This is a genomic window from Mesorhizobium sp. M6A.T.Cr.TU.016.01.1.1, assembly GCF_003952585.1.
Lineage (GTDB): Bacteria > Pseudomonadota > Alphaproteobacteria > Rhizobiales > Rhizobiaceae > Mesorhizobium > Mesorhizobium mediterraneum.
In genome coordinates, this window is the sequence record NZ_CP034452.1 from 2,031,681 (window position 1) to 2,058,296 (window position 26,616).

General features: G+C 62.0%; 24 protein-coding genes. 11 read left to right on the forward strand and 13 right to left on the reverse strand.

The window, feature by feature from the left end; translation table 11 throughout:
- The first annotated feature begins 122 nt into the window (after nucleotides 1-122).
- Nucleotides 123-1,355 (forward strand): hypothetical protein, encoded by a 1,233-nt coding sequence (locus EJ075_RS09515; protein ID WP_164547071.1) that lies wholly within the window; start codon nucleotides 123-125, stop codon nucleotides 1,353-1,355.
- On the opposite strand, the gene EJ075_RS09520 is transcribed toward EJ075_RS09515, so the two are convergent.
- From EJ075_RS09520 to lepA, 3 genes are all read right to left on the reverse strand, one after another.
- Nucleotides 1,278-1,907: a sce7726 family protein gene (locus EJ075_RS09520; protein WP_281033462.1), complete on the reverse strand. Its 630-nt coding sequence runs from the start codon at nucleotides 1,905-1,907 to the stop codon at nucleotides 1,278-1,280. The two genes, EJ075_RS09515 and EJ075_RS09520, sit on opposite strands and share 78 nt — an antisense overlap.
- A gap of 182 nt (nucleotides 1,908-2,089) precedes the next feature.
- A complete protein-coding gene (locus EJ075_RS09525) occupies nucleotides 2,090-2,398 on the reverse strand; it encodes a hypothetical protein (protein WP_126104175.1) in 309 nt (102 codons plus the stop codon).
- Between the two features lie 4 nt (nucleotides 2,399-2,402).
- The gene (lepA, locus tag EJ075_RS09530; RefSeq protein WP_126104176.1) at nucleotides 2,403-4,208 is read right to left on the reverse strand and encodes a translation elongation factor 4; all 1,806 of its coding nucleotides are present in this window, start codon (nucleotides 4,206-4,208) and stop codon (nucleotides 2,403-2,405) included.
- A 212-nt stretch (nucleotides 4,209-4,420) separates the two neighbouring features.
- Here lepA and EJ075_RS09535 point away from each other — a divergent pair, with 212 nt between their 5' ends.
- The 3 genes from EJ075_RS09535 (at nucleotide 4,421) to msrA (ending at nucleotide 6,984) form a co-directional block, all read left to right on the forward strand.
- On the forward strand, nucleotides 4,421-5,509 hold the full coding sequence (locus tag EJ075_RS09535) for a TadE/TadG family type IV pilus assembly protein (protein WP_126104177.1): 1,089 nt from the start codon (nucleotides 4,421-4,423) through the stop codon (nucleotides 5,507-5,509).
- 259 nt (nucleotides 5,510-5,768) lie between these two features.
- Nucleotides 5,769-6,059: a pentapeptide MXKDX repeat protein gene (locus EJ075_RS09540; protein ID WP_126104178.1), complete on the forward strand. Its 291-nt coding sequence runs from the start codon at nucleotides 5,769-5,771 to the stop codon at nucleotides 6,057-6,059.
- A gap of 184 nt (nucleotides 6,060-6,243) precedes the next feature.
- Entirely contained in the window at nucleotides 6,244-6,984 is a 741-nt protein-coding gene (gene msrA, locus EJ075_RS09545; RefSeq protein ID WP_126104179.1) for a peptide-methionine (S)-S-oxide reductase MsrA, read from the forward strand.
- Nucleotides 6,985-7,275: 291 nt separating this feature from the next.
- Here the strand turns inward: msrA and EJ075_RS09555 are convergent, their stop codons facing one another.
- The 7 genes from EJ075_RS09555 to EJ075_RS09585 all read right to left on the reverse strand — a co-directional run bounded on the left by EJ075_RS09555 (nucleotide 7,276) and on the right by EJ075_RS09585 (nucleotide 15,435).
- Nucleotides 7,276-8,001 (reverse strand): amino acid ABC transporter ATP-binding protein, encoded by a 726-nt coding sequence (locus tag EJ075_RS09555; protein WP_126104180.1) that lies wholly within the window; start codon nucleotides 7,999-8,001, stop codon nucleotides 7,276-7,278.
- On the reverse strand, nucleotides 7,979-8,638 hold the full coding sequence (locus EJ075_RS09560) for an amino acid ABC transporter permease (RefSeq protein WP_126104181.1): 660 nt from the start codon (nucleotides 8,636-8,638) through the stop codon (nucleotides 7,979-7,981). Before EJ075_RS09560 ends, EJ075_RS09555 begins: the two co-directional genes overlap by 23 nt.
- Before the next feature lie 10 nt (nucleotides 8,639-8,648).
- Complete coding sequence (locus tag EJ075_RS09565; protein ID WP_095484687.1) at nucleotides 8,649-9,320, reverse strand: amino acid ABC transporter permease; 672 nt, start codon at nucleotides 9,318-9,320, stop codon at nucleotides 8,649-8,651.
- Nucleotides 9,321-9,360: 40 nt separating this feature from the next.
- Complete coding sequence (locus EJ075_RS09570) at nucleotides 9,361-10,131, reverse strand: transporter substrate-binding domain-containing protein (protein ID WP_126107291.1); 771 nt, start codon at nucleotides 10,129-10,131, stop codon at nucleotides 9,361-9,363.
- A 229-nt stretch (nucleotides 10,132-10,360) separates the two neighbouring features.
- Nucleotides 10,361-12,934 (reverse strand): mechanosensitive ion channel family protein, encoded by a 2,574-nt coding sequence (locus tag EJ075_RS09575; protein WP_126104182.1) that lies wholly within the window; start codon nucleotides 12,932-12,934, stop codon nucleotides 10,361-10,363.
- A 126-nt stretch (nucleotides 12,935-13,060) separates the two neighbouring features.
- Nucleotides 13,061-14,065 carry a cytochrome d ubiquinol oxidase subunit II gene (locus EJ075_RS09580; RefSeq protein WP_126104183.1) on the reverse strand — a complete coding sequence of 335 codons (1,005 nt, stop codon included), beginning with the start codon at nucleotides 14,063-14,065 and terminating at the stop codon, nucleotides 13,061-13,063.
- Nucleotides 14,065-15,435, reverse strand: coding sequence for a cytochrome ubiquinol oxidase subunit I (locus EJ075_RS09585; RefSeq protein ID WP_095484690.1), 1,371 nt, complete (start codon nucleotides 15,433-15,435; stop codon nucleotides 14,065-14,067). The genes EJ075_RS09580 and EJ075_RS09585 overlap by 1 nt, the downstream gene beginning before the upstream one ends.
- Nucleotides 15,436-15,891: 456 nt before the next feature.
- Between EJ075_RS09585 and EJ075_RS09590 the strand changes: the two genes are divergently transcribed.
- Both EJ075_RS09590 and EJ075_RS09595 read left to right on the forward strand, forming a co-directional pair.
- Nucleotides 15,892-16,818 (forward strand): ABC transporter ATP-binding protein, encoded by a 927-nt coding sequence (locus EJ075_RS09590; RefSeq protein ID WP_095484691.1) that lies wholly within the window; start codon nucleotides 15,892-15,894, stop codon nucleotides 16,816-16,818.
- Nucleotides 16,815-17,576 (forward strand): ABC transporter permease, encoded by a 762-nt coding sequence (locus EJ075_RS09595; protein ID WP_095484692.1) that lies wholly within the window; start codon nucleotides 16,815-16,817, stop codon nucleotides 17,574-17,576. The genes EJ075_RS09590 and EJ075_RS09595 overlap by 4 nt, the downstream gene beginning before the upstream one ends.
- Nucleotides 17,577-17,604: 28 nt before the next feature.
- On the opposite strand, the gene EJ075_RS09600 is transcribed toward EJ075_RS09595, so the two are convergent.
- Nucleotides 17,605-18,642 (reverse strand): phosphatidylglycerol lysyltransferase domain-containing protein, encoded by a 1,038-nt coding sequence (locus EJ075_RS09600; protein WP_126104184.1) that lies wholly within the window; start codon nucleotides 18,640-18,642, stop codon nucleotides 17,605-17,607.
- A 281-nt stretch (nucleotides 18,643-18,923) separates the two neighbouring features.
- A complete protein-coding gene (locus tag EJ075_RS09605; protein WP_126104185.1) occupies nucleotides 18,924-20,945 on the reverse strand; it encodes a PhoX family phosphatase in 2,022 nt (673 codons plus the stop codon).
- Nucleotides 20,946-21,152: 207 nt separating this feature from the next.
- Between EJ075_RS09605 and EJ075_RS09610 the strand changes: the two genes are divergently transcribed.
- From EJ075_RS09610 to EJ075_RS09625, 4 genes are all read left to right on the forward strand, one after another.
- Nucleotides 21,153-21,491 (forward strand): hypothetical protein, encoded by a 339-nt coding sequence (locus EJ075_RS09610; protein ID WP_095485095.1) that lies wholly within the window; start codon nucleotides 21,153-21,155, stop codon nucleotides 21,489-21,491.
- 117 nt (nucleotides 21,492-21,608) lie between these two features.
- On the forward strand, nucleotides 21,609-22,307 hold the full coding sequence (locus EJ075_RS09615) for a phosphatase PAP2 family protein (protein ID WP_126104186.1): 699 nt from the start codon (nucleotides 21,609-21,611) through the stop codon (nucleotides 22,305-22,307).
- A 191-nt stretch (nucleotides 22,308-22,498) separates the two neighbouring features.
- The gene (locus tag EJ075_RS09620; protein ID WP_095484696.1) at nucleotides 22,499-22,768 is read left to right on the forward strand and encodes a helix-turn-helix transcriptional regulator; all 270 of its coding nucleotides are present in this window, start codon (nucleotides 22,499-22,501) and stop codon (nucleotides 22,766-22,768) included.
- A gap of 128 nt (nucleotides 22,769-22,896) precedes the next feature.
- Nucleotides 22,897-24,615: a SulP family inorganic anion transporter gene (locus EJ075_RS09625; protein ID WP_126104187.1), complete on the forward strand. Its 1,719-nt coding sequence runs from the start codon at nucleotides 22,897-22,899 to the stop codon at nucleotides 24,613-24,615.
- A gap of 44 nt (nucleotides 24,616-24,659) precedes the next feature.
- Here EJ075_RS09625 and EJ075_RS09630 read toward each other — a convergent pair whose 3' ends face one another.
- The gene (locus EJ075_RS09630; RefSeq protein WP_126104188.1) at nucleotides 24,660-25,520 is read right to left on the reverse strand and encodes an SMP-30/gluconolactonase/LRE family protein; all 861 of its coding nucleotides are present in this window, start codon (nucleotides 25,518-25,520) and stop codon (nucleotides 24,660-24,662) included.
- A gap of 113 nt (nucleotides 25,521-25,633) precedes the next feature.
- Between EJ075_RS09630 and EJ075_RS09635 the strand changes: the two genes are divergently transcribed.
- On the forward strand, nucleotides 25,634-26,434 hold the full coding sequence (locus EJ075_RS09635) for a helix-turn-helix transcriptional regulator (RefSeq protein ID WP_126104189.1): 801 nt from the start codon (nucleotides 25,634-25,636) through the stop codon (nucleotides 26,432-26,434).
- The last annotated feature ends 182 nt before the right edge of the window (nucleotides 26,435-26,616 follow it).

Consider the following 26,616-nt stretch of genomic DNA (forward strand, 5'->3'; position numbering starts at 1 on the left):
ATATGACAACGCAGGCTCATGGTGAAGGGTCGGGGTTAGAAACATCGAAGGCTTCGATGGAGCCTAGGCAAGAGTAATATCTTGAAGGAATCTAAGCTGCTTGGCGGATGTGCTCGGACTCATTGGATACCCAGAAATCTAAATCAGCAGCAGCGACTCGCGTGCAACTAGCAAATAAATGGAATAGTAGCCAGATCGCGCTTCCGCGATGGACGTTAAATATTCGTCAGGACTTGTCTGGCGATGGAGCAATTGGTGTGTTACTTTTTCACAAGTTGAGCGAAAACCGGGGGGAGATTCGCATGGTAAATTACAGTCCAATTCTAAGATGGAAGCAAGGTGAACGCTCGGCGCTGAGTAACCTTAGCCCAGCTGGTCGCGCCAACGTTATTCCGCTTATTGTGGTATCCCAGTTGAGCTACGGCGATACTAAGCCGCCCAAGGCACCACCGAAAACACCACCGAAGAACGCGCCACTGAGTGCGCCCGATGCATTCGTTAAGCAGGTCCGAGACGCGTGGGGGAATGGCAAGATATTCATCGACGTCTCCGATCTGCCGGGGACACCTGCGTTCCACCATCTTGACAACATTCGAGCAAGCGCAAATGCGGCGGGGCTCACGCTTGTGCCGTCAGTAAAGTACTTGGCGCCACCGGCGTATCACTCAGCGGTTACACGCATGATCGCGGCTGACAATAGGGGCGCGGCGTTGCGCGTCACGCTGAATGAAATGACCAATCTCGCAAACTTGGTTGGCAACTGGTACTGCCCGATAGCCCAAACCGATTTGATCGTTGACCTTGGCGGCAGTGTCGGAACTGCGCTGGCGTTGGGCGCCGCTACCCGCACTGTGTTTCAGAATTTGCATCAGGCCCAAGCGTGGCGTTCTGTAACGGTCGCTGGTGGGAATATTCCAGCTACGCTGACCGGGTACCTAGTTGGCCAAACGATGTTGGCACGCGCGGAACTTGATCTGTGGCAGGCTCTTGTCGCCCATCCCGTTGGCTACGTCCTGCACTTCGGAGACTACGCGACGGTGGGCCCTGATGCTTCCACTGACAACATACCTGGCCCTGTGCCTATCAACGCAAAATATACTCCGCACGGCCAGTTTCAGATTTTCCATGGGGTTAAAACCAAAGGACCCGGTTCAGTCCCCCGCGACGTACAATACCGCAGCTATGCTGCATCCATTGTGGCGCTTCCTCAGCGTGTACCATTGCCAGTTTGCTGGGGCGATCAGACCATCGATGCTATCGCAGGTGTACCCGGGACCTCAGCGGGTAGCCCTGCCACTTGGGTCGCATACGGCATCAACAGACATATCGAACTTACCCGTAGCCAGTTGCCCTAGCTTCATTCGGGCCTTCAGCGCCTTGCGGACTTCATTGGCCAGCTGCTTCGGCGATAAGCTTGTCAAAAGACGGTGTGCTATTTCGGCGGACCTCTTTGTCCGCCACCCATCCGCCAAGCCGTGCGCTTCGAGGGCCGATATCGCCTCTTCCCGCCACAGCATTTGGACGACTATGCTAGGGTCAACGGACGGGTTCTTGCGGCCTTTTCGCTTCAGCGTGAGACGTATCTGGTCATTATGCATGGTTGCGATCGTGCACCCCCACCATGCAGGTATCAGGGGAAGAGCTTTGTCGGCGAGTTTGTCACCGACAACTAGTGTCATCCGGTCGAAAACCTTACTGTAAATCTCAGCCTGATAGGGAAGCCTAAGGACGGTGTCGGCATTGCTCTTCAGCTCATAGCCAGCAAGTTCACCGTTTATGACAGCCATATCAACACGGACTGTCGATCCCCAAATACCCATTTCCTCGACGATGCGTGTCGAGGGATCGTCTTTATGGAGGGCATCAAGTTTCAACTTGATCGCCCGCCTTACGTCCGCGTCTCGCATTGAGATCCTTGAAAGGCGATTTCGTTTCGGCAGCGTATCGTCAAAAGGTTAACAGGATTTTTACCTTTGGCCAAGGAATTTCGAATGGTAAATCGCCATATTTAGGCAAGCAACGTGACGGACATACTCTCTAGCCAAATATTGTAGGTGTCAGCGGCAGGCGATTCACCAGCCGTCCGCCTTTATTTACTCAAATAAGTTGTCGACCAGAAATCTGCACTTGCGCCAAAGCTTTGGATAAAGCCGCCGTTAATCTTGAATCGATTTGCGGCTGCGCTTTCGTTTCCGAATCGAAGGCTCTCGCCGGCCAAGAAACGTCTTGCCGCTTCAGCAGGGTCCGGAGTGGAGCTTCCATCAGACTTCTTGTTACTTCCCTCACCCAAGAACTGATAGCGCAATTCGCCCGTGTCTCGATCACGAATTTTCTTTGGGAAAAGCTGTTCGCCGGAAAGGGTGACGATCCAAAAATCGCGAAAGTAAGGATCAGCCATCTCTTCAATCCCCCATCTTCAGCGCCTGAATAAACGCCTCCTGCGGGATATCCACCTTGCCGAACTGGCGCATCCGCTTCTTGCCCTCTTTCTGCTTGTCGAGCAGCTTGCGCTTGCGCGAGACGTCGCCGCCGTAGCATTTGGCCGTGACGTCCTTGCGCAGCGCCGAGATCGTCTCGCGGGCGATGACCTTGCCGCCGATGGCGGCCTGGATCGGGATCTTGAACAGATGGTTCGGGATCAGCTCCTTGAGCTTCTCGCACATCAGCCGGCCGCGCTTTTCCGCTGCCGTGCGGTGGACCAGCATCGACAGCGCGTCGACAGGCTCCTCGTTGACCAGGATCGACATCTTCACCAGGTCGCCCTCGCGATAGTCGGTCAGGTGATAGTCGAAGGAGGCGTAGCCCTTGGAGATCGACTTCAGCCGGTCGTAGAAGTCGAAGACGACCTCGTTGAGCGGCAGATCGTAGATGAGCATGGCGCGCTTGCCGACATAGGACAGGTCGGCCTGGATGCCGCGCCGGTCCTGGCACAGCTTTAGGATGCCGCCGAGATACTCGTCCGGGGTGAGGATGGTGGCGCGGATCCACGGCTCCTCGATGGCCTGGATTTTGACCACGTCGGGCATGTCGGCCGGGTTGTGCAGTTCCTTCGTCGTGCCGTCGTTCAGCAGCAGCCGATAGACGACCGAGGGCGCGGTGGCGATGAGGTCGAGGTTGAACTCGCGCTCCAGCCGCTCCTGGATGATTTCCAGATGTAAGAGGCCAAGGAAGCCGCAGCGATAGCCGAAGCCTAGCGCGGCGCTGGTTTCCATTTCATAAGAGAAAGAAGCGTCGTTGAGGCGCAGCTTGCCGACCGCGGCGCGCAGATCCTCGAAATCGGCGGCGTCGACGGGGAACAGGCCGCAGAACACCACCGGCTGCGCCGGCTTGAAGCCTGGCAGCGCCTGCGCCGTCTGGCGCTTGTCCTCGGTGATGGTGTCGCCGACGCGGGTGTCGGCCACTTCCTTGATCGAGCCGGTGAAGAAGCCGAACTCGCCGGGGCCGAGCTCGTCGACATTGATGCGGGCAGGCGTGAAGACGCCGGTGCGCTCGACCAGGTACTTGGCGCCGGTGCCCATCATGCGGATGGTCTGGCCCTTCTTCAGCACGCCGTCGATGACGCGGACCAGCACGATGACGCCGAGATAGGCGTCGTACCAGCTGTCGACCAGCATCGCCTTGAGCGGCGCCGCGATGTCGCCCTCGCGCGGCGGCGGCAATTCGTTGACGATGGCTTCGAGCACGTCGGGAATGCCGAGGCCGGTCTTGGCCGAGATCAGCACGGCGTTGGAGGCATCGATGCCGATCACCTCCTCGACCTGCTCGCGGATGCGCTCGGGCTCGGCGGCCGGCAGGTCGACCTTGTTCAGCACCACGACGATCTCGTGGTTGTTGTCGATCGCCTGGTAGACATTGGCCAGCGTCTGCGCCTCGACGCCTTGCGAGGCATCGACGACCAGCAGCGAGCCCTCGCAGGCGGCCAGCGACCGCGACACTTCGTAGGCGAAGTCGACATGGCCGGGCGTGTCGATCAGGTTGAGGATATAGTCCTCGCCATTGCTGGCGTGGTATTTCAACCTGACGGTCTGCGCCTTGATGGTGATGCCGCGCTCGCGCTCGATGTCCATCGAGTCCAGCACCTGCTCCTTCATGTCGCGCAGCTCCAGCCCGCCGGTGGACTGGATCAGCCGGTCGGCAAGCGTGGATTTGCCATGGTCGATATGGGCGACGATGGAGAAATTGCGGATGTTCTTGATCGGCGTTGTCATGATGGGGCGGCTTTAGCAGGGGCAGCTTGCCCGGGCAAGCGGCCGGGTGTGCGGCCAGTCGCTGCGCATGCATTGGACGCCAGCATTTGGCTGAAGCGCTTGTCCTGCCGGCCGCGGGAGCAAACTCGTTAAACTTTGATCCATCCCGTTAGAGCATAGTTCGCGCCCTGCGTGATAGGGCACACCCCGTCACCGTTTGGGGGAACCAAGACATGCTGCAAGCAGGACGTCATTTTCTCAACTCCGAGAGCGGCTCCCTTGCGCCGATACTCGCCATCGCGCTTATCCCGATGATTGCCACCCTTGGCTTTTCGCTCGACTACAACTCGGCCGTTTCGACCAAGGCATCGATGCAGAACGCGCTCGATGCCGCGACCCTGTCGATTACGACGCTGCCGACGGACACGTCATTGGCGGACCGTCAGATTAAGCTGCAGGAGTCATTTGCCGCCAATAGCGGGCAAGGCACTGCCAAACTCGACGGCTTCGTCGTCGCCGCCGACGGCACTGCCACCATCAACGCTTCGGCCGGCTTCGCCATGCCGACCAATTTCATGCAGATCGCCCACGTCCCAACGGTGCAGATCGGGGTTGCCTCGGCGGTGCGCAAGAGGCCGGCGCTGATAGCGGCCACATTCAAGGTCGACAAGATCTCGGGCTATTGGGACAAGACGATGACGCTGTACGGCACCAAGTTCGGTGACACGTTGGCCAACAAGCTGATGAAGATCTCCTACGTACACAACAGGTATGGCGATCCGAAAGGCTACGGAACGTCCAATGTGTATACGATCAACGGATCGACAGAGACGCTGGCCCAGAAACAAGTATGCACGACCACAACGGTGACGAGCTTTTACGGCTTGCCCACCACCACGATCACCCAGACCGACTCCAACGGCAAGAAATACGCGACCACCTGTGTCAACACCATGTACCCCGCCACTGGCGCCGGCGCGGTGGTCGACGTGAAGGACATGGACGCGCTCTATCTGGAGATGAAGATTCCGAATCCCAATCCTGGTCTTGGCGGTAGTAAGCTGCCCAAGGGCACGAAAGAAACCCTGCGATCGGACGATCCGGTCACGTCTGGCCGACTGTTTATCGACAAGGTCAAGACCAAAGCCAGTACGACGGTGGACATCTTTACGGCCGTGCCGTGCAACATCGCCAGCAGTCAAGCATGGGAAGATGGCGGTTCCCTGACCAACAACACCGTAACCGATGCCGACTTCTTCTACACCGTGACGGGCAGGTGCGGTTTCAACAAGCGGCCTTCGGAAACGGTGCTCACACAATAGGCTGGCCCCCGCAGCAGGGCGCCGCAAGGCCTCGCAATCGCATAACGCCTCATCACAACGCCGCCCGGCCGTCGCCGGGCGGCGTTGTCGTTTGGGCCGCTGTCGCGGCGACTCGATCGTCCCTGGGGATCGCGCTGGCGGTGACAACCGGGGCGAACCGATCACGAAGCAGTGATGGCTGTAACGAAGTCTCAGGTCGCGGCGAAGAGCTGATGGGATCGCCATTTCCGGCGCGCCACCAACTCCAGAGGAGACCAGCATGACCGACTTCACCCGCCTGACGCTGCCGGCGCTTGCCTTCGCGCTTTGCTCGACGGCGCTTTTCGCCGGTGGCATCGCCCGCGCCGAGGATGCGATGAAGCCCGCCGACCCGATGGCCACGGATGCCATGAAGCCCGCCGATGCCATGGCTACCGACGCGATGAAGCCGGCCGACCCGATGGCCGCCGAAAAGATGAAGGACTGCATGGACAAGGCAGCCATGGCAACCGACGCGATGAAGAAGGACGAGGCAACGAAGGCCTGCGACGCGATGGGGATGGCCAAGTAGGTCTTGTCGGCCTCGGCAGTCCCTAGCCGTCCCTGTCCAGGTCGGGGACGGCCTTGGCGGCCCGGCGCGGGCAACCTGCGCCGGCGCAGCAATCCAAAAACGCACGGCCCAATATGCACGGCAATGTGAGACGCCGGCGGACCCAAATGTTCTATAGTCACAACACCATCATGGGAGATCAGACATGACCGGTATTCGAGAACCATTTGCGAGAAGGTCGACGCGCTTCGCCAGGAGCGCTCTTGCGGCGCTGATGCTCGCCGCGGCCGGCGCCGCCTTGTGGCAGACGCCGGCGATCTCGGCCGAGGCGGCGGTGGTGATCCCGCCGCCGGCGATGGACGAAAAACCCGCTAGCGGCACCGAGAAGGCGGTCTTCGCCGGCGGCTGCTTCTGGGGCGTGCAAGGCGTGTTCCAGCACGTCAGGGGCGTGACCAGCGCCGTCTCCGGCTATGCCGGCGGCGACAAGGACACCGCCGTCTACGAGACGGTCGGCACCGGCCGGACCGGGCACGCCGAAGCCGTCGAGATTACCTACGAGCCGACAGAGGTGACCTACGGCCAGTTGCTGCAGGTGTATTTCTCGGTCGCGCACAACCCGACGCAACTGAACTATCAGGGGCCGGACCGCGGCCCCCAATACCGTTCGACGATCTTTGCCGAAAGCGACGCCCAGAAGAAGATCGCCGAGAGCTACATCGCCCAGCTCGACAAGGCGAAGGTGTTTCCGGAGCCGATCGTGACCACGCTGGAGACCGGAAAACCCTTCTACCCGGCCGAGGACTATCACCAGGACTTTTTGACGCTGAACCCGACCTATCCCTACATCGTCTACAACGACCTGCCCAAGGTCGAGAATTTGAAGACGCTCTTTCCGGATCTCTACAGCGAGAAGCCGGTGCTGGTGATGGCCGCCAACAAGAGCTGATTTTCTTTTCGCGGGCGGCGGACGGCGACGCCTGCCCATCAGACGTCGGCGGGACAGCGCCCCCCTCTGTCCTGCCGGACATCTCCCCCACTTGGGGGGAGATCGGCAGCTTTGCCATCCCGCCCTTCCTTCAACGTTGGAGATTGGCGAAGGCCGAGGTGACATCCAATCTCCCCCCTCGTGGGGGAGATGGCCGGCAGGCCAGAGGGGGGCGTGAAGGATTGCCGGCGTTGCTGTGCCGCGGTTCTTGTCGTTGTCCCAAAACCGCTGCGCACTTTTGGGCGACATGGATTATTGCACGCCCAGAAATTGCCTGAGCTCCGGCGTCCTCGGGTTGGCGAAGACGTCCTCGGGGGCGCCGATCTCGTGGACGCGGCCCTGATGCATGAAGACGACGCGCGAGCAGACATCGCGGGCGAAGCGCATCTCATGGGTGACCATCACCAGCGTCATGCCTTCCGCAGCCAATTCCTTGACGACGGCCAGCACTTCGGCAACGAGTTCGGGGTCGAGCGCCGAGGTGATCTCGTCGCATAGCAGCGCGATGGGCTGCATGGCGAGCGCCCGGGCGATCGCCACGCGCTGCTGCTGGCCGCCGGACAGTTCGTCCGGCAATGCGTCGAACTTGTGGGCGAGACCGACGCGATCGAGCATTTTACGTGCGACCGCTTCGGCGTCCTTTTTCGGCGTCTTCTTCACCACCATCTGCGACAGCATGACATTGCCGCCAGCCGTGAGATGCGGGAACAGGTTGAATTGCTGAAAAATCATGCCGACCTTCAGGCGCAGCGCCTTGAGATGAACCTCGTCGGGCAGGAACTGGGCGCCGGCGACGACGATCGAGCCTTCATCGATGGTCTCCAGCCCGTTGATGCAGCGCAGCAGCGTCGACTTGCCCGAACCGCTCTTGCCGATGATGGCGACGACCTCGCCCGGCGCGATGTCGATGGAAATCCCCTTCAGCACCTCACTGTCGCCGAAGCGCTTCTTCACCTCAGTGATTGCGATGAGCGACATTGAGCTTCCTTTCCAGGAGCTGGCTGGATTTCGACAGCGGCCAGCACAAAGCAAAGTAGATGAGCGCGACCAGGCCATAGACGGTGAACGGCTGGAACGTGGCGTTGGTGACGATCGAACCGGCCTTCGACAATTCGACGAAGCCGATAATGGAGGTGAGCGCGGTGCCCTTCACCACCTGCACCGAGAAGCCGACCGTCGGCGGCACTGCCACTTTCAGCGCCTGCGGCAGGATGACGTAGCGCATCTGCTGGAGATAACCCATGCCGAGGCTGGCGGACGCCTCCCACTGGCCCTTGGCGATGCTCTCGACGCAGCCGCGCCAGATCTCGGCGAGGAAGGCGGCGGTCCACAGGATGAGCGCGACACAAGCGGCAAGCCAGGCGGGAACGTCGATGCCGAACAGGCCAAGGCCGAAGAAAGCGAGAAAGAGCTGCATCAGGAGCGGCGTGCCCTGGAACAGCTGGATGTAGCCGCGTGATAGAAGCCGTGCCCAACGCCGGCCGCCGATGCGCAGGAAAAGCAGGGCCGCTCCGACGATGCCGCCACCGATGAAGGAGACCAGCGAGAGGACAACGGTCCAGCGGGCGGCCAAAAGCAGGTTACGCAGGATGTCCCAGAAGCTGAACTCGGTCATGGCGCATGTCTCATCGCGACGCCTTCCTCAGGAACAGCATCCAGCCCAGGCCAGCCAGCATCTGGCGCAGCAGGATGGCGAGGGCCAGGTAGATCAAGGTGGAGACGATGTAGGTTTCGAAGGCCCTGAAATTGCGCGACTGGATAAAGTTGGCGGCGAAGGTCAGGTCCTCGGCGGCGATCTGCGAAACGACGGCAGAACCAAGCATGACGATGACGATCTGCGACGACAGCGCAGGCCAGATGCGCTGCAGCGCCGGGACCAGAACCACGTGCCAGAAGGTCTGGAACGGGGTCATGGCGAGGCTCGCGCCGGCTTCGAACTGGCCGCGTGGCGTGGCCTGGATGCCGGCGCGGATGATCTCGCAGCTGTAGGCGCCGAGGTTGACGATCATGGCGAGGTTGGCCGCGCTCAGTTCCGACATCCTGATGCCAAGCGACGGCAGGCCGAAGAAGATGAAGAACAGCTGGATCAGAAAGGGCGTGTTGCGGATCAGCTCGACATAGGTCGCGACGACGGGTTTCAGCCATTTCGGCCCGAGGGCGCGCACCCAGGCACAGGCTATGCCCAATGCCACGCCGAACACCGCGCCGATCAGGATGAGCTGCACGGTGATCCGGATGCCCTTGAGCAGCACCGGCAGAGAATCGATCAGCCAGCCGAAATCGAACTGATAGGTCATGGCTTGCTGTCTGACCTAAACCACACGCGGCGGGCGGCGATCACAGGTCAGCCGGCAGGTCCACCTTCAGCCATTTTTGCGAAATCGCGTTGAGGGCGCCGTCGGACCTGGCGGCGGCGATGATCCCGTTGACCTTGGCCATCAACGCCGGCTGCTCCTTGTTCATGCCGATGTAGCAAGGCGAGTTCTTGATCAGGAATTTGAGCTCGGGCCGCTTGGGCGGGTTCTTTTCGATAATGGCGGCGGCGACGACATTCCCGGTCGCGATCACCTCGACCTGGCCCGAAAGGAAGGCTGAAATCGTGCCGTTATTGTCCTCGTAGCGCTTGATCTCAACGCTCGCGGGGGCGACCTTGGTCAGTTCGAGGTCTTCGATCGCGCCGCGGGTGACGCCAATGGTCTTGCCGGCGAGGTCTTCCGCCTTTGCGACCGCGACATCCGCCGGAGCGAACACGCCGTTGTAGAAGGGGGCGTAGGCCTCGGAGAAGTCGATGACCTTCTCGCGATCGGGATTCTTGCCGAGGCTGGAGATGACCAGGTCGACCTTGTTGGTCTGAAGATAGGGAATGCGGTTGGCGCTGGTGACCGGGACGATCTCGACCTTGGCGCCGAGCTTTTCGCCAATCAGATTGGCGATGTCGATATCGTAGCCTTGCGGCGTCATGTCGGCGCCAACACTGCCGAAGGGCGGGAAATCCTGTGGAACGGCGATGCGGACGGTGCCCCGCGCGCCGATGTCGCTCAAGGCGTCAGCCCGCGCCTGCGAAGACGGAGCCATGGCCATTCCGACCACGGCGGCCAAGGCCAGCATGCACACATTGCGACGGTTCATTATTTTCCCCTTTGACTGGACAAACCAATTGGTCGCCAGGGCAAAGCAACAGACATGCCAAACCATCGAAATCGGCGGGAATCGGGCTTCCCCTGTAGGATTGGATAAGGCCGCTTTCGCGACCCATGCCGCCCGACTGGCAGGTTGCCTAAATATTGTGCAGATAATTCTTGTGGCGGGTTTGGCGTCGTGCGGAGCGTACGGTCCGCTATGCCGTCCCTTTGCGCCACGGCAGGCTCCAGCGCAGCTTTTCCGGCGTGGCCCCGGCCGCAGTCGATGTCGGGGCGGGCTTCGTCTCGCGAAAATGCGCCGAGCCCTGCGGCGGATAGGCGTGGGTGTTGTTGAGGGCGAGCTTCTCGATCTGGCTGAAGTCGGGGAAAGGCAGGTTTTCCGCCTCGCGCCAGTCGCTGACCCGTTTTTCGGCCGCGATGCGTTTTTCCTCGTCGGCCGGCAGATCGGCGGCGGTGTACTCCAACTGCGAGGGGAAGGCGAACTGCGTGCCGGCATCGTCCATGATGTTGATGATGGACAAAAGGATATCCTCCCGTATGGCGAGGAACTCGGACCCGTCCGCCGTCATGACATAGGTCGACACCTCGATGTCGAGCGAATAGGGGCCGAAGCCGACAAAGCGCACGTGACACGGATCGTCGATGACGCGCGGATGCGCGATCAGCAGCTTGCGCAGCTCGGCCAAAGTATAGCGCAACTGATCGGGCGTGGTCTCGTAGCGCAATTGCAGCGTCGTCGCGAAACGGGTGCGGTCGCGATGCGCGTAATTTTCGATCTGCATGCCGGCGAAGTCCGAATTGGGCACCGAGATGATTGTGCGGTCGGGCGATCTTATGCGGGTCGAGCGCATGCCGATATGCTCGATGGTGCCCGACTGTCCGCCGAACTTGCAGAAGTCGCCGACGCTGACCGGCCGGTCGGCGTAGAGCGTGAGGCCGGAGAGGAAATTCTGCAGCGTCGGCTGCGCCGCCAGCGCCACGGCGAGGCCGCCGATGCCGAGGCCGGCGATGACGCCTTCATAGGGGATGGCAAGCACTTCGGCCAACAGCAGGAAGGCGACGACCAGCACGGCCACGCGGGCCACGCCGGTGGACAGCGAGATCAGCGTGTCGTGATAGCCGGGCACCTGCCACATATTGCGGTAACGATCGGCGATCCTGCCGATCAGATGCCAGACCACCGGAACGAAGCCGATCACGATCAGGCTCCAGGCCACTGCCTTCACTGGTGCTGCGACCACTTGCGGCAGGCCAAGCGGGCGCAATGCCACCAAAAGGAAAAGACCTAGGAAGATCGCGCGCACCGCCCATTCGACGACGCGTAAGAAACCCGACCGCTGCGAACGATTCTGACTGGGCGCAAAAAAGGAAATGACCGCATTGGCGATGAAGCCGAAGGCAATGCCGGCCAGCACTGCGAGGCCGAGCATCCACCATTGCCAGCGCTCCATCGGTCCGGCGCGGGTGAGCAGGCGGGGGCTGATCTCGCGCGCCAGGCCACGCGTGGCGAAGAACGGGTCGTTGCTGGCGAAAGCGGCGAATTCCGGCGCCACCGGGACCTCTTCTACATCGGCATAGAGCGTGCGGATGTTGGCGAGCGTCTCGGGCGTGAATTGCCAGATCTTGCCGTTGCCGGTGCCAGCGGGGTCCGTTTCCACCGGGCCGATGACGATGTTGCCGGACGGATGCTCGAAATAGACATAGGGCGTGTTGCTTTTGGGATCGTCCGGAATTTCCTGCCAGTAGACATAGCCGATACGATCGATGACCTTCTTCAGATACCGCTCGAGAAGGACCGCCTCGTCGGCGCGCACGGCTGGAGTGTAATCGCGCAGATCAAGCGCCGCCTGTGCCGGGTCGCCGGCCTCGGTAACGCCGCTGAGCAGCACCTTGAACGCATCGCGCGGCGAGGCAAGCTTGCTCGGACTGTCGACCATGTCGACGGCTTCGCCGCGGGCCGCCTGGAATTCGGCGAGCTTGGCCTGGAGCGGGCCGAGCGGCGGCCCGACGATGAACCACTCGCCTTGTCTGCGGCGGAAGGTGACGTCGAAGGAGACGTTGGTGCCATATTGCTGGAGCTTGGCGCTCACCTCGTCGCCCGCGATCGCGTCATGCGGCAGGCTCCAGAGGCGGAAGGTCGCATTGTCGATGACATTGAACAGAAGCTTGGTGTAGTCGGGCATGTTGAGGCCGCCACGGTCGGCGTCGGCGACATCGACCAACCCGGCCGCTCGGGCGGCGAGGCCCATGCCGCCGCCGGTTGCGCGCGGCACATTGTCGGCGCCGCTCTCGTTCATCGCCTGCAGGAACGAGCGCATGGTCGTCATCGGGCTGGTCTGGTCGACACGGATCTCCTCGACGGCGCTGACGCGCACGCCTGTCCACCATTCGGCAGTAGCGGTTTCGAAGCGCCCCATGAAGCTCTCGCCGTCGGGCGACTGAACGAAGAGGAAAGCGCCCTGGCGATTGCCCTCGAACCAGCGTCCGACAAGCTTTTCACCTTCGGCCTTTGCCTCGATGCGGCCATTATAGAGCGGGTAGACGCCCTTCACCTCGGCGCCGGTCTGCTCGAACGTGATCTCGGCGCCGCCGCCGCGCCATTTCGTGTCCCAAACACCGGTCCAGTTGGCACCGGTCCAGTTGGCCGTTTCCTGGGCATGCGCCGGCTGCAGGAACGGCAGCAGGCCGGCCAAGGCAAGCGCCGCGATCAGAGCGATCATGCGGATCAGGACCAAGGCCACTCGATCTGATGCGACGGGGACACCGCTCATTGCATTGTCCTTCTTCTCGCCCGCGCAGCAGGGGCCGGACTGTCGAAGAAGGGTTATTGCCCCGGAAGATGAATATTCTATTTCCGCTGGGTCATGGGAACACCGCCGGATCGCGGCGCTTGCCGGTCAATCGTAGGTCAGATCCGTCGCCTTGCCGCCGAAGACGCGATAGGCATAGAACGAATAGAAGATGATGATCGGCAGCACGACGACCGTGCCGGCCAGGATGATGGCGAGGCTTTCGGGCGCCGACGCCGCCTGCCAGATGGTCAGCCTGTCGGGCACGACGAAGGGATAGAACGACCAGGCTAGGCCGGCAAAGCCGAGCGTGAAGATGGCGGCCAGCGTCAGGAACGGCATAAGCGCATGGCGATCGTCCGCCTTCGGCAGATGGAAGGTCTGCCACCACAGCCACCCGAACAGCACCGCCGACAAGATCGGCAGCGGCGACAGATAGAGCATGGCGGGCCAGACGAACCATTTGTCGAAGATACGCGGGCTGGCGAGCGGCGTGGCCAGTGAGACGGCGACCATGCCTAGCGCGGTCAGCACCAGCGCCCTGCGCAGCCAGAGCACCGCCTTCTTCTGCAGGTCGCCTTCCGTTTTGTAGATGACCCAAGCCGCGCCCATCGCCGCATAGGCAGCGGCAAGGCAGAGCGCCACCAGCGCGCCGAAGGCGATGCCCGCCAGGCCGAAATCGAGCCCGAGCACATAGACGCCCAGCATGTAGCCCTGCGCCAGCGAGGCAATGACGGAACCGAGCAAGAAGATGCGGTTCCAGCGGTGCTTCCTGCCGGCCGGCACCTTGGCGCGGAAATCGAAGGCGACGCCGCGCAGGATCAGGCCGACCAGAAGCAGGAAGACCGGGATATAGAGCGCGCCGAGGATGAGCCCGTGCGCCAGCGGGAAGGCAACCAGCAGCAGGCCGACGGCCAGCACCAGCCAGGTCTCGTTGGCGTCCCAGAACGGGCCAATCGCGGCGATCATGGTGTCCTGCTCGGCATCCTCGGCCACTGCGAACAGGATGCCGATGCCGAGGTCGAAGCCGTCGAGGATGACGTAGATCAGGATGGCGAGGCCCATCAGGCCGGCGAAGATCAAAGGGAGCAGGGTCGGCCAATCGAAGGTCATCACCGTTCTCCTGGTTGGGCAACCGGCTGCGACAGCGGCGCGTCGAGAACGCCGGGCAGCGGCGAGGCGTCGCCGTCCTTCGCTGCCTTCAGCGCCAGATGCACCAGCACGCCGAGATAGGCGATCAGAAGCAGCACGTAGAGGATGAGGTATATCGCAAGCGTCAGTGCGACATGGCTGCCGGCGACCGGGCCGACGGCATCGACAGTTTTCAGCACGCCGGTGACCAGCCAGGGCTGGCGGCCGATCTCGGTGGTGTACCAGCCGGCCAGCGTCGCCAGCCAGCCGGACAACGCCATCGGAACCATCGCCAGGGCGAGCGGCTTCGGCAGGCTATGACGACGCTTGAGGAAGAAGGCCGCCGACCAGGAGACGACAAGCATCAGAATGCCGGTACCGACCATGATGCGGAAACCCCAGAACACCGGGAAGACCGGCGGATGATTGCCGGGATAGTCGTTCAGCCCCGGCACGACCCCACTGGCGCTGTGCCTGAGGATGAGGCTGGCCCCGTCGGGGATGGTCAGCTCGAATTTGTTCTCCTTGGCCGCCTCGTCGGGAAGCGCAAAAAGGACCAGCGGCACGTTGGGACCGGTGTTCCAGTTTGCCTCCATGGCGGCGATCTTCTGCGGCTGATGCTCCAGTGTGTTAAGGCCATGCTGGTCGCCGGCGAAGATCTGGATGGGGATCAGGATCGCCGCAGTGAAGACACCGGTGCGCAATGCCTTCCACATCGATTCCGAGCGGTCGCCATAGAGATAGCGCAGCGCCGACAGGCCGGCGATCAGGAACGAAACCGTCAGGCCGGAGGCAAGCAGCATGTGGACGAGCCGGTAGGGCATGGACGGATTGAAGACGATGGCCCACCAGTCGACGGCGTGGGCGACCCCGTCGCGCATCTCGAAGCCGACCGGCGTCTGCATCCACGAATTGAGCGCTATGATCCAGAAGGCGGACAGGGTGGTGCCGCCGGCCACCAGCACGGTTGCCATTGTGTGGATGCGGTTGGAGACGCGGCGGAAGCCGAACAGCATGATGCCGAGGAACGCTGCCTCGAGGAAGAAAGCGGTGAGGATCTCATAAGCGAGCAGCGGGCCGGCTATGTTGCCGACGGTCTTCATGTAACCCGGCCAGTTGGTGCCGAACTGAAAGCTCATAGTGACGCCCGAAACCACGCCCATGGCGAAGGACAGCGCGAACACCTTCACCCAGGTGAAATAGGCGCGCATCCAGGCGGAATCGCCTGTGGCGTTATAGCGAAGCTTGAAGAACAGCAGCATCCAGCCAAGCGCAATGGTGATAGCCGGAAACAGGATATGGAACGAGATATTCGCGCCGAACTGAATGCGCGAAAGGATGAGCGGGTCCATAGCGGGTTCCGGCTGCTGCTTATGTGGCAGAAGATAGGCCGGATGCGCCGAACGGTCAAAGCGGCGTGGCGTCACGCGAGGCGGAACGCCGCAGGACGGGATTATTCATCCCTGATCCTGGACTCGATGATCTGTGGGTTGGTTGGTCATCACGGTGAACATTCCGACCCGCTTGGACCGCAAGGATCCGAGCTTGTACTTGTTGAGCCGTTCATCCGTTTCGGACAGGAAAAGGCTCGCTTTTCCGTCTGCGGCGGCATTGCCGACCGGTGCGGCTCTGCCTTGTATCGCCTGGTGAACAGACCGGCGTGCGACCGCACGACTGCGGCAGGGGTGGATGCGTCTTCGCAGGCCAATGTCCAGAACTGTCAGGAGTGCCATTGACTTCCGGCTGCGCGCACCGACATTCAGCGGATTAAAATCAACAGACCTCTTTCAAGCAGCCGTTTTTCAGCCATGCCCTCCATCATTTCCATTTCCGGGGTCACCAAGACCTACGCTACCGGTTTCAAGGCGCTGAAGGAGATCAACCTCGATATCGAGCGCGGCGAGATCTTTGCGCTGCTCGGGCCGAATGGCGCCGGCAAGACAACGCTGATCTCGATCGTCTGCGGTATCGTCAACCGCTCGTCGGGCACGGTCACCGTGGACGGCCACGATATCAGCCGGGATTATCGGGCTGCGCGCAGCCTGATCGGGCTGGTGCCGCAGGAACTGACCATCGACGCGTTCGAGAGCGTATGGGCGACTGTCAGCTACAGCCGCGGCCTGTTCGGCAAGCCGGCCAACCCCGCCTTCGTCGAGAAGGTGCTGCGCGACCTGTCGTTGTGGGACAAGAAGGACGCCAAGGCGATCACCCTGTCCGGCGGCATGAAGCGGCGGCTGATGATCGCCAAGGCGCTGTCGCACGAACCGAGGGTGCTGTTCCTCGACGAGCCGACAGCCGGCGTCGACGTCGAGCTGCGCCAGGACATGTGGGCGATGGTGCGCCGGCTGCGCGAGGATGGCGTAACCATCATCCTGACCACGCACTATATCGAGGAGGCCGAGGCGATGGCCGACCGCGTCGGCGTCATCAATCGCGGCGAGATCGTGCTGGTCGAGGACAAGGCCGAACTGATGCGCACGCTTGGCCGCAAACGACTGTTGCTGGAGCTACGCAGCCCGCTCGCCGCCATACCCGAGACGTTTTCGCGTTATGCGCTGGAGCTTTCGCCGAACGGTGACCAACTGACGTATACCTATGACAACCAGAGCGAACGGCCGGGCGTCGCCTCGCTGCTCCGCGACCTTGAGACGGCCGGCATCCAGTTCCGCGATATCGACACGCAAAACAGCTCGCTCGAGGAGATCTTCGTCAATCTGGTGAGGAAGGACGCATGAACCTGCGAGCAGTCTGGGCGATCTACAAGATGGAGATGGCGCGCGCCTTTCGGACCGTGCTGCAGAGCATCGTCTCACCGGTCATCTCGACATCGCTCTATTTCGTCGTCTTCGGCTCGGCCATCGGCTCGCGCATCACCGAGATCGACGGCATCAGCTACGGCGCCTTCATCGTGCCGGGGCTGATCATGCTGTCGCTGCTGACGCAGTCGATCTCCAACGCCTCCTTCGCCATCTATTTCCCGAAATTCGTCGGCTCGATCTACGAATTGCTGTCAGCGCCGGTGTCCTATCTGGAGATCATCGTTGCCTATGTCGGGGGTGCGGCGACCAAGTCGATCATACTCGGCCTGATCATCCTGGCGACCGCGTCACTGTTCGTGCCGCTGACCATCGAGCATCCGTTCTGGATGCTCGCCTTCCTGGTGCTGACGGCGGTGACGTTCAGCCTGTTCGGTTTCATCATCGGCATCTGGGCGAGGAGCTTCGAGCAGCTGCAGCTGGTGCCGCTGCTGATCATCACGCCGCTGACCTTCCTTGGCGGCAGCTTCTATTCGATCGATATGCTGCCCGGCATCTGGCGCACGGTGACGCTGTTCAATCCTGTCCTCTATCTGGTCAGCGGCTTTCGCTGGAGTTTCTACGGCAAGTCCGACGTCTCGATCGGCATCAGCCTCGGCATGACCGTCGTTTTCCTGCTTATCTGCATAGCGATCGTCGCTTGGATTTTCAGGACCGGCTACCGGCTGCGGAACTGACCCCGCCAAATCGGTCAAATGGCCGCTTTCAAATGGACTTGACCAAGCGGAGCAGCCCCAGCATCCCGACGAAGGTCCCCTTGCGGAAGGCGACGTAGGTCGGCTCCTCGATGCCGTGGAAGCGGCGTTTGAAAGCAGCCTGCCCCTGCAGGTTGAACTTGCGGCGATTGATCCATGGCGAACCATAGGCGCGCTGGAAAGAGGTGCGCCAGAAGTCGCTTTCGGCAAATCCGCTGGGTCCGATGTCGACAAGCGGCGACAGGCCGAGCGTGACGACGGAGATGCCTTGCTCGCGGAAGCGGTCGACCGCGAATTTGGTCAGGCCGATCTCGGCATGCGGCGTGGCATCGACGTGCTTGCGCTTGAACGAGGTGGTGTAGCCGATCACCTCGCCGCCGCTGAACAGGGGATCGAAGTCGAGCAAGGCCACGAGCTCGCCATTGGGGCCATGCAGGACGAAGCGGCGCATGTCGACGCCGAGATGATCGCTGAAGGGACGGTTGAGGAAGGCCATCTCCCATCGCTTGACGATGCGGTCCGCTCGCCAATTCTGCGATAGTCGCTGGATCTCGTCGAGAAAGATGGTCCGCTTGTCCTCGGCAAAGGAAAACCCCTTCTTCAACAGCCATCGCTCGGAATAGCGCACGGTTTCGTTGCGCTTTCCGGAAAAATCATGGGCGGGCAGGACCAGCCGCGTATCCACGCCGAGACGATTGACCTGGTATCCGAGCCCGGCGAGCACGCGCGCCGTCTGTTCGCCGATCTGCACGAACCACGGGTTGTCGGCGGCCTCGACGAAACGCCTGATGTAGTCGGGCCGATCGGGCGGGTGAACCACCGGGTCGCCGAGCGCGAAATGGTGCTTCATCTTGGTACCGAAGGCGATGTAGCCGTCAGCGTCGCCGAAATAGGAAAGGTTGCGCTGGACGGCGGTCGAATAGGCGAGCGAAAAATCGCCATGCCGGCGCACCAGCGCCAGGCGCTCGACATGCGTCAGCTCCCGCCGCTCTACCTTCGGCGCTGCGCCTTCGAGCAGGCGGTCGAAATGAATGCGCAAGGAGGGCATGGTCGAGGTTCCGCGTGCCGCGCTTCGCTATTGGGAATACCCGCCAGCCCGCGGGCTTCGAATCAGTCGCATTGGGCGGTCTGATTGTCGATCATATCGCGCATGTCCCATTTAGAGCGCAACCGGCGTGGTGAACACCGATGAGTGGTGGCAGCGAGAACGGAACGGAATCTCAGCAATTGGGCATAAACTGGCAATTGGGCATAAAAAAGAGGGGCTTCGGTCGAGCCGAAACCCCTCCTTCACGACTTATCAGCGTGTACTTTGGAGCGAGCCGATCCCTAGACCGCGATCTTGCCGCCGCCCTGTTTGGTGATGGCGACGACCGACGGCCGCACCGGCATGTCGGGCTTGAAGTCGGGCCAGCGGGTCGACAGGTCCTCGTAGTAAGAGGGACGGCCAAAAGCCTCCCAGTCTTCGCCACCATCGGCCGGATGCTGGACCGCGACGAAGGCGGTCTGATCGTCGGGCGTGAATAGCGGGCCGCACATCTCGGCGCCGATCGGTACGCGGAAGAACAGCTTTGAAGTTGTCCGCGCCTCGCCTTCCGTGTCGACCGCCCACAGGCCGTCGGTGCGACCGGTCGCCTTCGGACCCTGGCCGTCGGTCGAGACCCAGAGCCGGCCGGCCGCATCGATGGCGCAATTATCCGGCATACCGAACCAGCCATTGGCGGTCGTTGCGGTCGAGAAGGTGGCGCCGACTTCGGCCACCGAGGGATCGCCGCATTTCAAGAGCACTTCCCACTTGCCCTTGGCAGCAGTGAAATCGCCACCGTCCTCGACGATCTCGATAATGTGACCAAAAGCGTTTTCGGCGCGCGGGTTGGCGGCGTCGACCTGATCGGCCTTGCGCTTCGAATTGTTGGTCAGCATGACATAGACCTTGCCATTGGCGGCATTGGGCTGGATGTCCTCGGGGCGATCCATTTTGGTGGCGCCGAGCAGGTCGGCGGCACGGCGCGTCTCGATCAGCACGTCGGCCTGACTTGCAAAGCCGTTCTCCTTCGTCAACGGGCCCTGACCGAAGACGATGGGAAGCCATTCAAGCGTACCGTCCTCGGCGAATTTGGCGACGTAGAGTGTGCCGTCGTCGAGAAGATCCATGTTGGCGGCGCGGTCCTCGGCGTTGAACTTGCCTGTGGTGACGAACTTGTAGACATAGTCGAAGCGCTCGTCGTCGCCGAGATAGAAAACGACGCGGCCATCCTTGGCGACGATCGATTCGGCACCCTCATGCTTGAAGCGGCCCATGGCAGTGCGCTTCTTCGGCATCGAAGTCGGATCGTTGACATCGACCTCGACGATCCAGCCAAAACGGTTCGGCTCGTTCGGTTCCTTGCCGATATCGAAGCGGTCGTAATGCGCTGCCCACTCATAGGCGCCTTCGGGAATGCCCAGGCGCTTGTAGTTGGCCGCTTCCGCGTGACCGGCCGGCAGTTCGCCCGAGAAATAGCCATGGATGTTTTCCTCGGCCATGACATAGGTGCCCCAGGGCGTGACGCCGCCGGCGCAATTGTTGACGGTGCCAATGACCTTGGTGCCGGTCGGATCGGCATTGGTCTTGACGCGGTCGTGGCCCGCGACGGGGCCGGACAGCGCGATCTCGGTGTTGGAGGTGATGCGGCGATTGAGATTGCCGTCGCGCACCACCTGCCATTTGCCTGATACCTTGCGGATCTCGACGATGGTGCCGCCATGCGCGGCCATCTCGACATCGACCTGTTCCTTGCTCAGCGGCGCCTGCTTGGCCTCACCATCGACGATGGTGACGAGGCCCGGGAACATCAGATGCGGGTTGGTGTATTCGTGGTTGACCACCAGCAGGCCATGCTCGGCCGAGCCGTCGAGCGGGATGTAGCCGACATAGTCGTTGTTGTAGCCAAACTGTCTTTCCTGGGCCTGCGCCGACTGTTTAGTCGGATCGAATTCCGGCGAATCGGCAAACAGCGGATCGCCCCAGCGCAGCAGCACGTCGGCGTCATAGCCCGGAGCGACATGATGCTTGTCGTCGACGCCTGCCTCGACCTCGTCGAAGGTGAAGGCCGAGCCGCCGGCGGCGCGGGCATCGTCGGCGAGGATCAGCGCGAGCGGGCTGACGGTGACGGCGATGGCGGTTGCCGCGAGCGATCCCTGTAGAAAACCGCGGCGCGAGAAACGCGCGGCGATGATCTCGCCCATCGTCTTGTTGTCAGTGGGATTGGTTCCTGGCCCATCGTTTTCCTCGAGCAGACTGGTGCGGAACTTGGCGTCGGGGGAGCGATGTTCGGTCGAGCGATGTTCAGACGAGCGATGTTCGGTCATGGGGGGCTTGCCTCTGGCTTCTTTGGGATGGCTGGAGCGTCTTGCTTGACTGACCGCGTATCGCCGGGAGATCACAGTTTGATGACGTTGCCGGCCAATTTCCAGCCCCGATTTCATGTCCATGATCAGCCCCGCTTGACCGCGACCGACGCTTCGGAAACAAGATCTGCTGCAGGCGCGGAAGCACCGCTTCGAGAGGGACAAAAAGTGAGTTTTTGGGGACTGGGGCAGCTCGGCATTTCTACAGTGATCTTCCTTCTGGCGGCGACGGCGGCGAAGCAATGGGGACTGGCGCCGAGCCTCGGCAAGATCGTTTTGACCCTGGCGCTCTATTCGCTGGGCAATCTGATCATGCTGAGGCTGATCCGTGAATTCGGCATGTCGGTGTCGTTCAGCCTGTCGGCGGTGATCCAGCTGGTATCCGTGAACGTGGTGGCGCTGGTGTTCTTCGGCGAGCGCGTCAATGCGTTGCAGGCGACCGGCATCGTGCTCGCCGTCGCAGCGGTGGCGCTGATCACGCTCGGGCCCTATCTGCAAAAACTGTGATTGCGCATGACCCCGAAAATCGGAATCAATTTTCGCTGGGGATCATGCGCAAAATTAAAGCGCTACCGCGTCCTTTGCGCGTCCAAAGGACGCGCGGCGCTGTAGGCGATTAGGTCGATGAAGAATACCGCAAACAAGTTGCTTAACTGGATCGAATTCCCAGTGCTGCTGGCCGGACTGGTCATCGCCGGCGGACTGTGGGGGTTCGAGGAGCTGATGGAGGTGGCGCGAGCCACCACGCCGCACGCCTTCGATACGGAAATCCTGCTCGCCTTCCGTGAAGCGGGCCAGCCCGACAATCCGATCGGACCGCCATGGCTGGAAGGAGCGATGCGCGACATCACCAGCCTCGGCAGCGCCAGCGTGCTCGTGCTGATCACTGCTGCGGTGATCGTCTATCTGCTGCTGATCCACAGACCGGGACCAGCGTTTCTCGTTTTCGTGGCAGTGGCGGGCGGGCAGGCCCTGTCGAGCACGCTGAAGCTCGGAATCGACCGGCCGCGCCCCGATCTGGTCTCGCATCTCGCCGACGTGGCGACGCTTTCGTTTCCGAGCGGCCATGCGATGCTGTCGGCGGTGACATATTTGACGCTGGGCAGCATGGCGTCGCGCTTCCTGCCTGGGCGAACGACCAAAATCTATGTGCTGGCACTTGCCGTACTGACGACATTGCTGGTCGGCATCAGCCGCGTTTATCTCGGCGTTCATTGGCCGTCCGACGTGCTGGCCGGGTGGTGCGCCGGCTTCGCCTGGGCGATGCTATGCTGGCTGGCCGCATGGGCGTTGCAGCGATGGCGCGGGCAGACCGACGCCTGAACGACGCCGCGGCTAATTCTCCTCGAAAATTCTCGACAGCCGAGGGCCTGCTGTCCCAGCTGGCGCACAAGCTCTGCAGGATACAACCGATCTTGGTGCGTGCATGTCTGACATATGCATCATGATGCTTGAACCATCAAAATGATAGTATTATGCATGGGAATGCAGACTAAGACGGGGGTTTTTAGCCGATGATCACTGCCGCGCAGATGCGCGCCGCAAGGGCGCTGGCCGGCATCGATCAGAAGACGCTCGCCGAGCGCGCCGGGGTTTCGCTTCCAACCATTCAGCGCATGGAAGCGAGCGACGGCGTGGTCAGGGGCGTGGTCGATACGCTGATGAAGGTCATCCAGGCCCTCGATGGGGCCGGCGTGGAACTGATCGGCGAGAACCAGGCCAGCGAGCGCGGTGGCAGGGGCGTGCGCCTCAAGCCGGTCGTGCCGCGGAACCCGCCGGGCTGAGTCGACAAAGTCGCGACGGCGACCGCCGACAGTCCTGCCGACGATCCCCGCCGCCTTCTTGGTTTTATGCATGCCCCAAAACCGCTCAGCATTTTTGGGCGACATGCATCAGGAGCGGAAGGTAGTCCATGGATCGAACCCGACGGGTAGTTCATCAACCGGCGCGGCCGGCATTTTCCGAACTGTTCACACCGAAGCTGGTGACGGTGCTGCGCGAGGGCTATACGCTTGGGCATTTCAAGGCCGATGCGATCGCCGGATTGACCGTGGCCATCGTGGCGCTGCCGCTGTCGATGGCGATCGCGATTGCTTCCGGCGTGACGCCGGAGCGCGGCCTGTTCACCGCCATCGTCGGCGGTTTCATCGTCTCGGCGCTCGGCGGCAGTCGCTTCCAGATAGGCGGTCCAGCCGGCGCCTTCATCGTGCTGGTGGCGGCGACGGTCCAGCGCGAAGGCATCGATGGGCTGCTTCTGGCGACGATGATGTCCGGCATTTTCCTGCTCGCCATCGGCTATCTCAGACTCGGCACCTATATCAAATTCATCCCCTACCCGGTGACCGTCGGCTTCACCGCGGGCATCGCCATCATCATCTTTTCCGGACAGATCGTCGAACTGTTCGGGCTGAAGCTCGCCGGCAACGAGCCCGGGCCACTGCTGCCGAAGCTCGTGGCGATCGGTGAGGCCGCCGGCACGCTCAACATCTCGGCGACGCTGGTGGCGGTGCTGACCATCGCCACCATTGTCGGGCTGAAGCGGTGGCGCCCCGGCTGGCCGGGCATGCTGATTGCCGTCGGGCTCGCCTCGCTGGTCGTGGCGCTGCTGGCGCTGCCGGCGGAAACGATCGGCACGCGCTATGGCGGCATTCCGCGCAGCCTGCCTTTTCCGGCGCTGCCGGCGCTCAGCCTCGACAAGGCGATCGCGGTGCTGCCGGACGCCGTTGCCTTCGCGCTGCTCGGCGCCATCGAATCGCTGCTGTCGGCCGTGGTCGCCGACGGCATGACTGGGCGTCGGCACCGCTCCAATTGCGAACTGGTGGCGCAAGGGTTCGCCAACATCGCCTCCGCCCTGTTCGGCGGCATCTGCGCCACAGGCACGATTGCCCGCACCGCGACCAATGTGCGGTCCGGCGCGCACGGGCCGGTTTCGGGCATGTTGCACTCGCTGTTCCTGCTTGTCTTCATGCTGGTGGCGGCGCCGCTGGCCAGCTACATCCCACTCGCAGCTCTTGCCGGCGTGCTGGCGGTGGTGTGCTGGAACATGTTCGAAAAACAGGCTTTTGCCACCCTGCTGCGCGCCTCACGCGGTGACGCACTGGTGCTGATGGCGACCTTCCTGATCGTCGTGTTCCGCGATCTTACCGAAGGCATCATCGTCGGCTTCGCGCTGGGCTCGATCCTGTTCATCGACCGTATGGCCAAGAGCATCGCCGTGGAGACCGACCTGCCGCTGGTGCAGGACGATGTCGCTGACGGCAGCAACGGTGGCGGCGCCTATGATTCCAGCGAGGCGAGCGACGCCGATACCGTCGTCTACCGGATCTCTGGCGCATTCTTCTTCGGCGCCGCTTCGACCGTCGGCACGGTGCTGGACCGCATCGCCGACCAGCGCAAGAACTTCATCCTCGATTGCTCGGCGGTGCCGTTCTTCGATTCGACGGCCGCCAATGTCATTGAGGGTGCCGCCCACAAGGCGAGGCGCGCCGGCGTCCGTTTCATAATAGCAGGCGCTTCGCAGCAGACACGGCGCATGCTGATCAAGCACGGTGTCAAGCGGCCGCTGGTGACATTCGCCGCCTCGATCAGGGACGCGCGGGCGCAACTGGCAAGGAAGACGGAGGCGGAGTAACCGCCGACCGGAATAGCCGGTCGGCGGTCAATCGCTGGGGAAGCTCAGTCGAGGGAGAGCGCCGCGACTTCGCCCTCGTTCATCTGCGGCACATAGATGGTCGACTTGCCGTCGGTGCCGATGTCGGCGCTGCCCGGCTTGAAAGTCGCGACTGCCTCAGGCTTGCCGCCGGCCTTGTAACGGTAGAGCCTGCCGGCCATGTAGGCGGTGGCGTAGACGCTGTCGCCGACGACAATGACACCGTCGAGGTTGGCAAATTTTTGCGCGCCGGGCAGGTGCGAAACTGTCCTGGTGGCGAGATCGACCGAAAGCAGGCCGCCCGGCTCCGCGGTGCTGAAATCCGGCTTGATGCCCTTGCCCCAGGAGGCGACGATCAGCCTGTTGCCATCGGCGAAAATGCCGTTGGGCGAAGCAAGGGCTGCGTCCTTCGCGAACAATTCCGGCCGACCGCCATCGATGCGGTAAATGGCTTCGGCCAGCATGTCGGTGACATAGACCTTGCCGGAAGCATCGGCGGTCATGTCGTTGAGGAAGACAGCATTCGGCACATCAATGGTCGAAACCAGCTTGCCGCTTTCGAGATCGACGACGCGCACATGGGTGATATCGGCGACGTAGAGTTTGCCGTCCGAGATCGCCATGCCCTTGGGTGCGTCCATGCCGTCGGTCCAATGCTGAGCAACCATCTTGCCGTCCAGGGACAGGATTGACAGATAGCCGTTGCCGTCAGCTTCGCTGGGATTGCCGACGATATTGGAGACGATGATGCGCTTGCCGGCAGCGTCGAAGAACGCCGATTCCGGCTGTTCGAGGCCAGTGGCACGCCAGATTTCACCGGCATGGGCGGTGGGCATCGTTGCGATGCCGATGACGGCGAGAAGTGTCGAGCGGATAAGGGTTTTCATGGCGAGTCTCCTGTGATGACAGCGGAGACCTAGGTTTTCCGATACTTTTCTGGAAGGCTGATTACAGCTAGTATCGAAAATCGATACGAAACTGCGGGAAAGAGGTGCATCGCATGAATGGCCTGATCTTCGAGGCGCTGAAGCGGACGCTCAAGGCAAAGGGCGTCACCTATCGCGTGCTTGCCGAGCGCATGGGCGTTTCCGAGCCGACGGTGAAGCGAATTTTCCACGAGCGCAACTGCAAGCTCGACCGGCTGATGGAGATTTGTGCCGCTGCCGGCGTGGAACTGGAAAACGTGCTCGGCTCTATGAACAGGGGACCGGGGCCGGCCAACCACATCGTGCCGGAAATCGAGCGCAAGCTCGCCAGCCGGCCGGCGCTGCTGTTCATCTTCGTCATGCTCTCCGAGAAATTCACGCCCGAAGGCATCATGCGCTCACAAGGGTTGAGCGAGGCCTCGATGTTCCTCTATCTGCGTGATCTCGAGGAGCTCGGCCTCGTCGCGCCCGGCCGGGGCCTGTCGGCGAGGCTGCTGGTCGAGACGCCGATCCAGTGGAATTTCGAAGGGCCGCTCAGGCCGCTGTTCGAGATGACCAACAAGAATTTTATCGGCTGGGCGATCACGCATCTGGAGCGGGAGGCGACATTCGTCAGCTTCTCCAGGCGAATGCGGCCGGAAACGGCGGAAATGCTGAGGCGCGAGGCGGAGGAGCTGGCCGAGCGCGCCAAGCTGCTTGCCCATCACGACCAGCACACGACGCCCGAAGACGCGCTCACCGGCTACAAATGGACGTTTGCCTTTGGCGCGACGCCGTTCCCGGCGATCATGCCGATCGGGCCGCACCCGCGAGATGCCGGGGCGTCTGACCGGCCCGTCGCTCCTGCAAAGGGACGCCGTGCTTTGCCGGCCTGACACAGCCAATCATCCCGAGCAGGATTGTACCTGACGGCTTGTCGCGCACCACTCCGGCGGCGCCGACTGCCACCATTTTTGGTGACCTGAACTGGGAAGCCTCCGCCTGTCCTGCTTCAGTTTCCACGATGATCTTTTGTCCGGACACTTTTTGCTCTTTGCAGCCGCGCTTCAAAAATGAA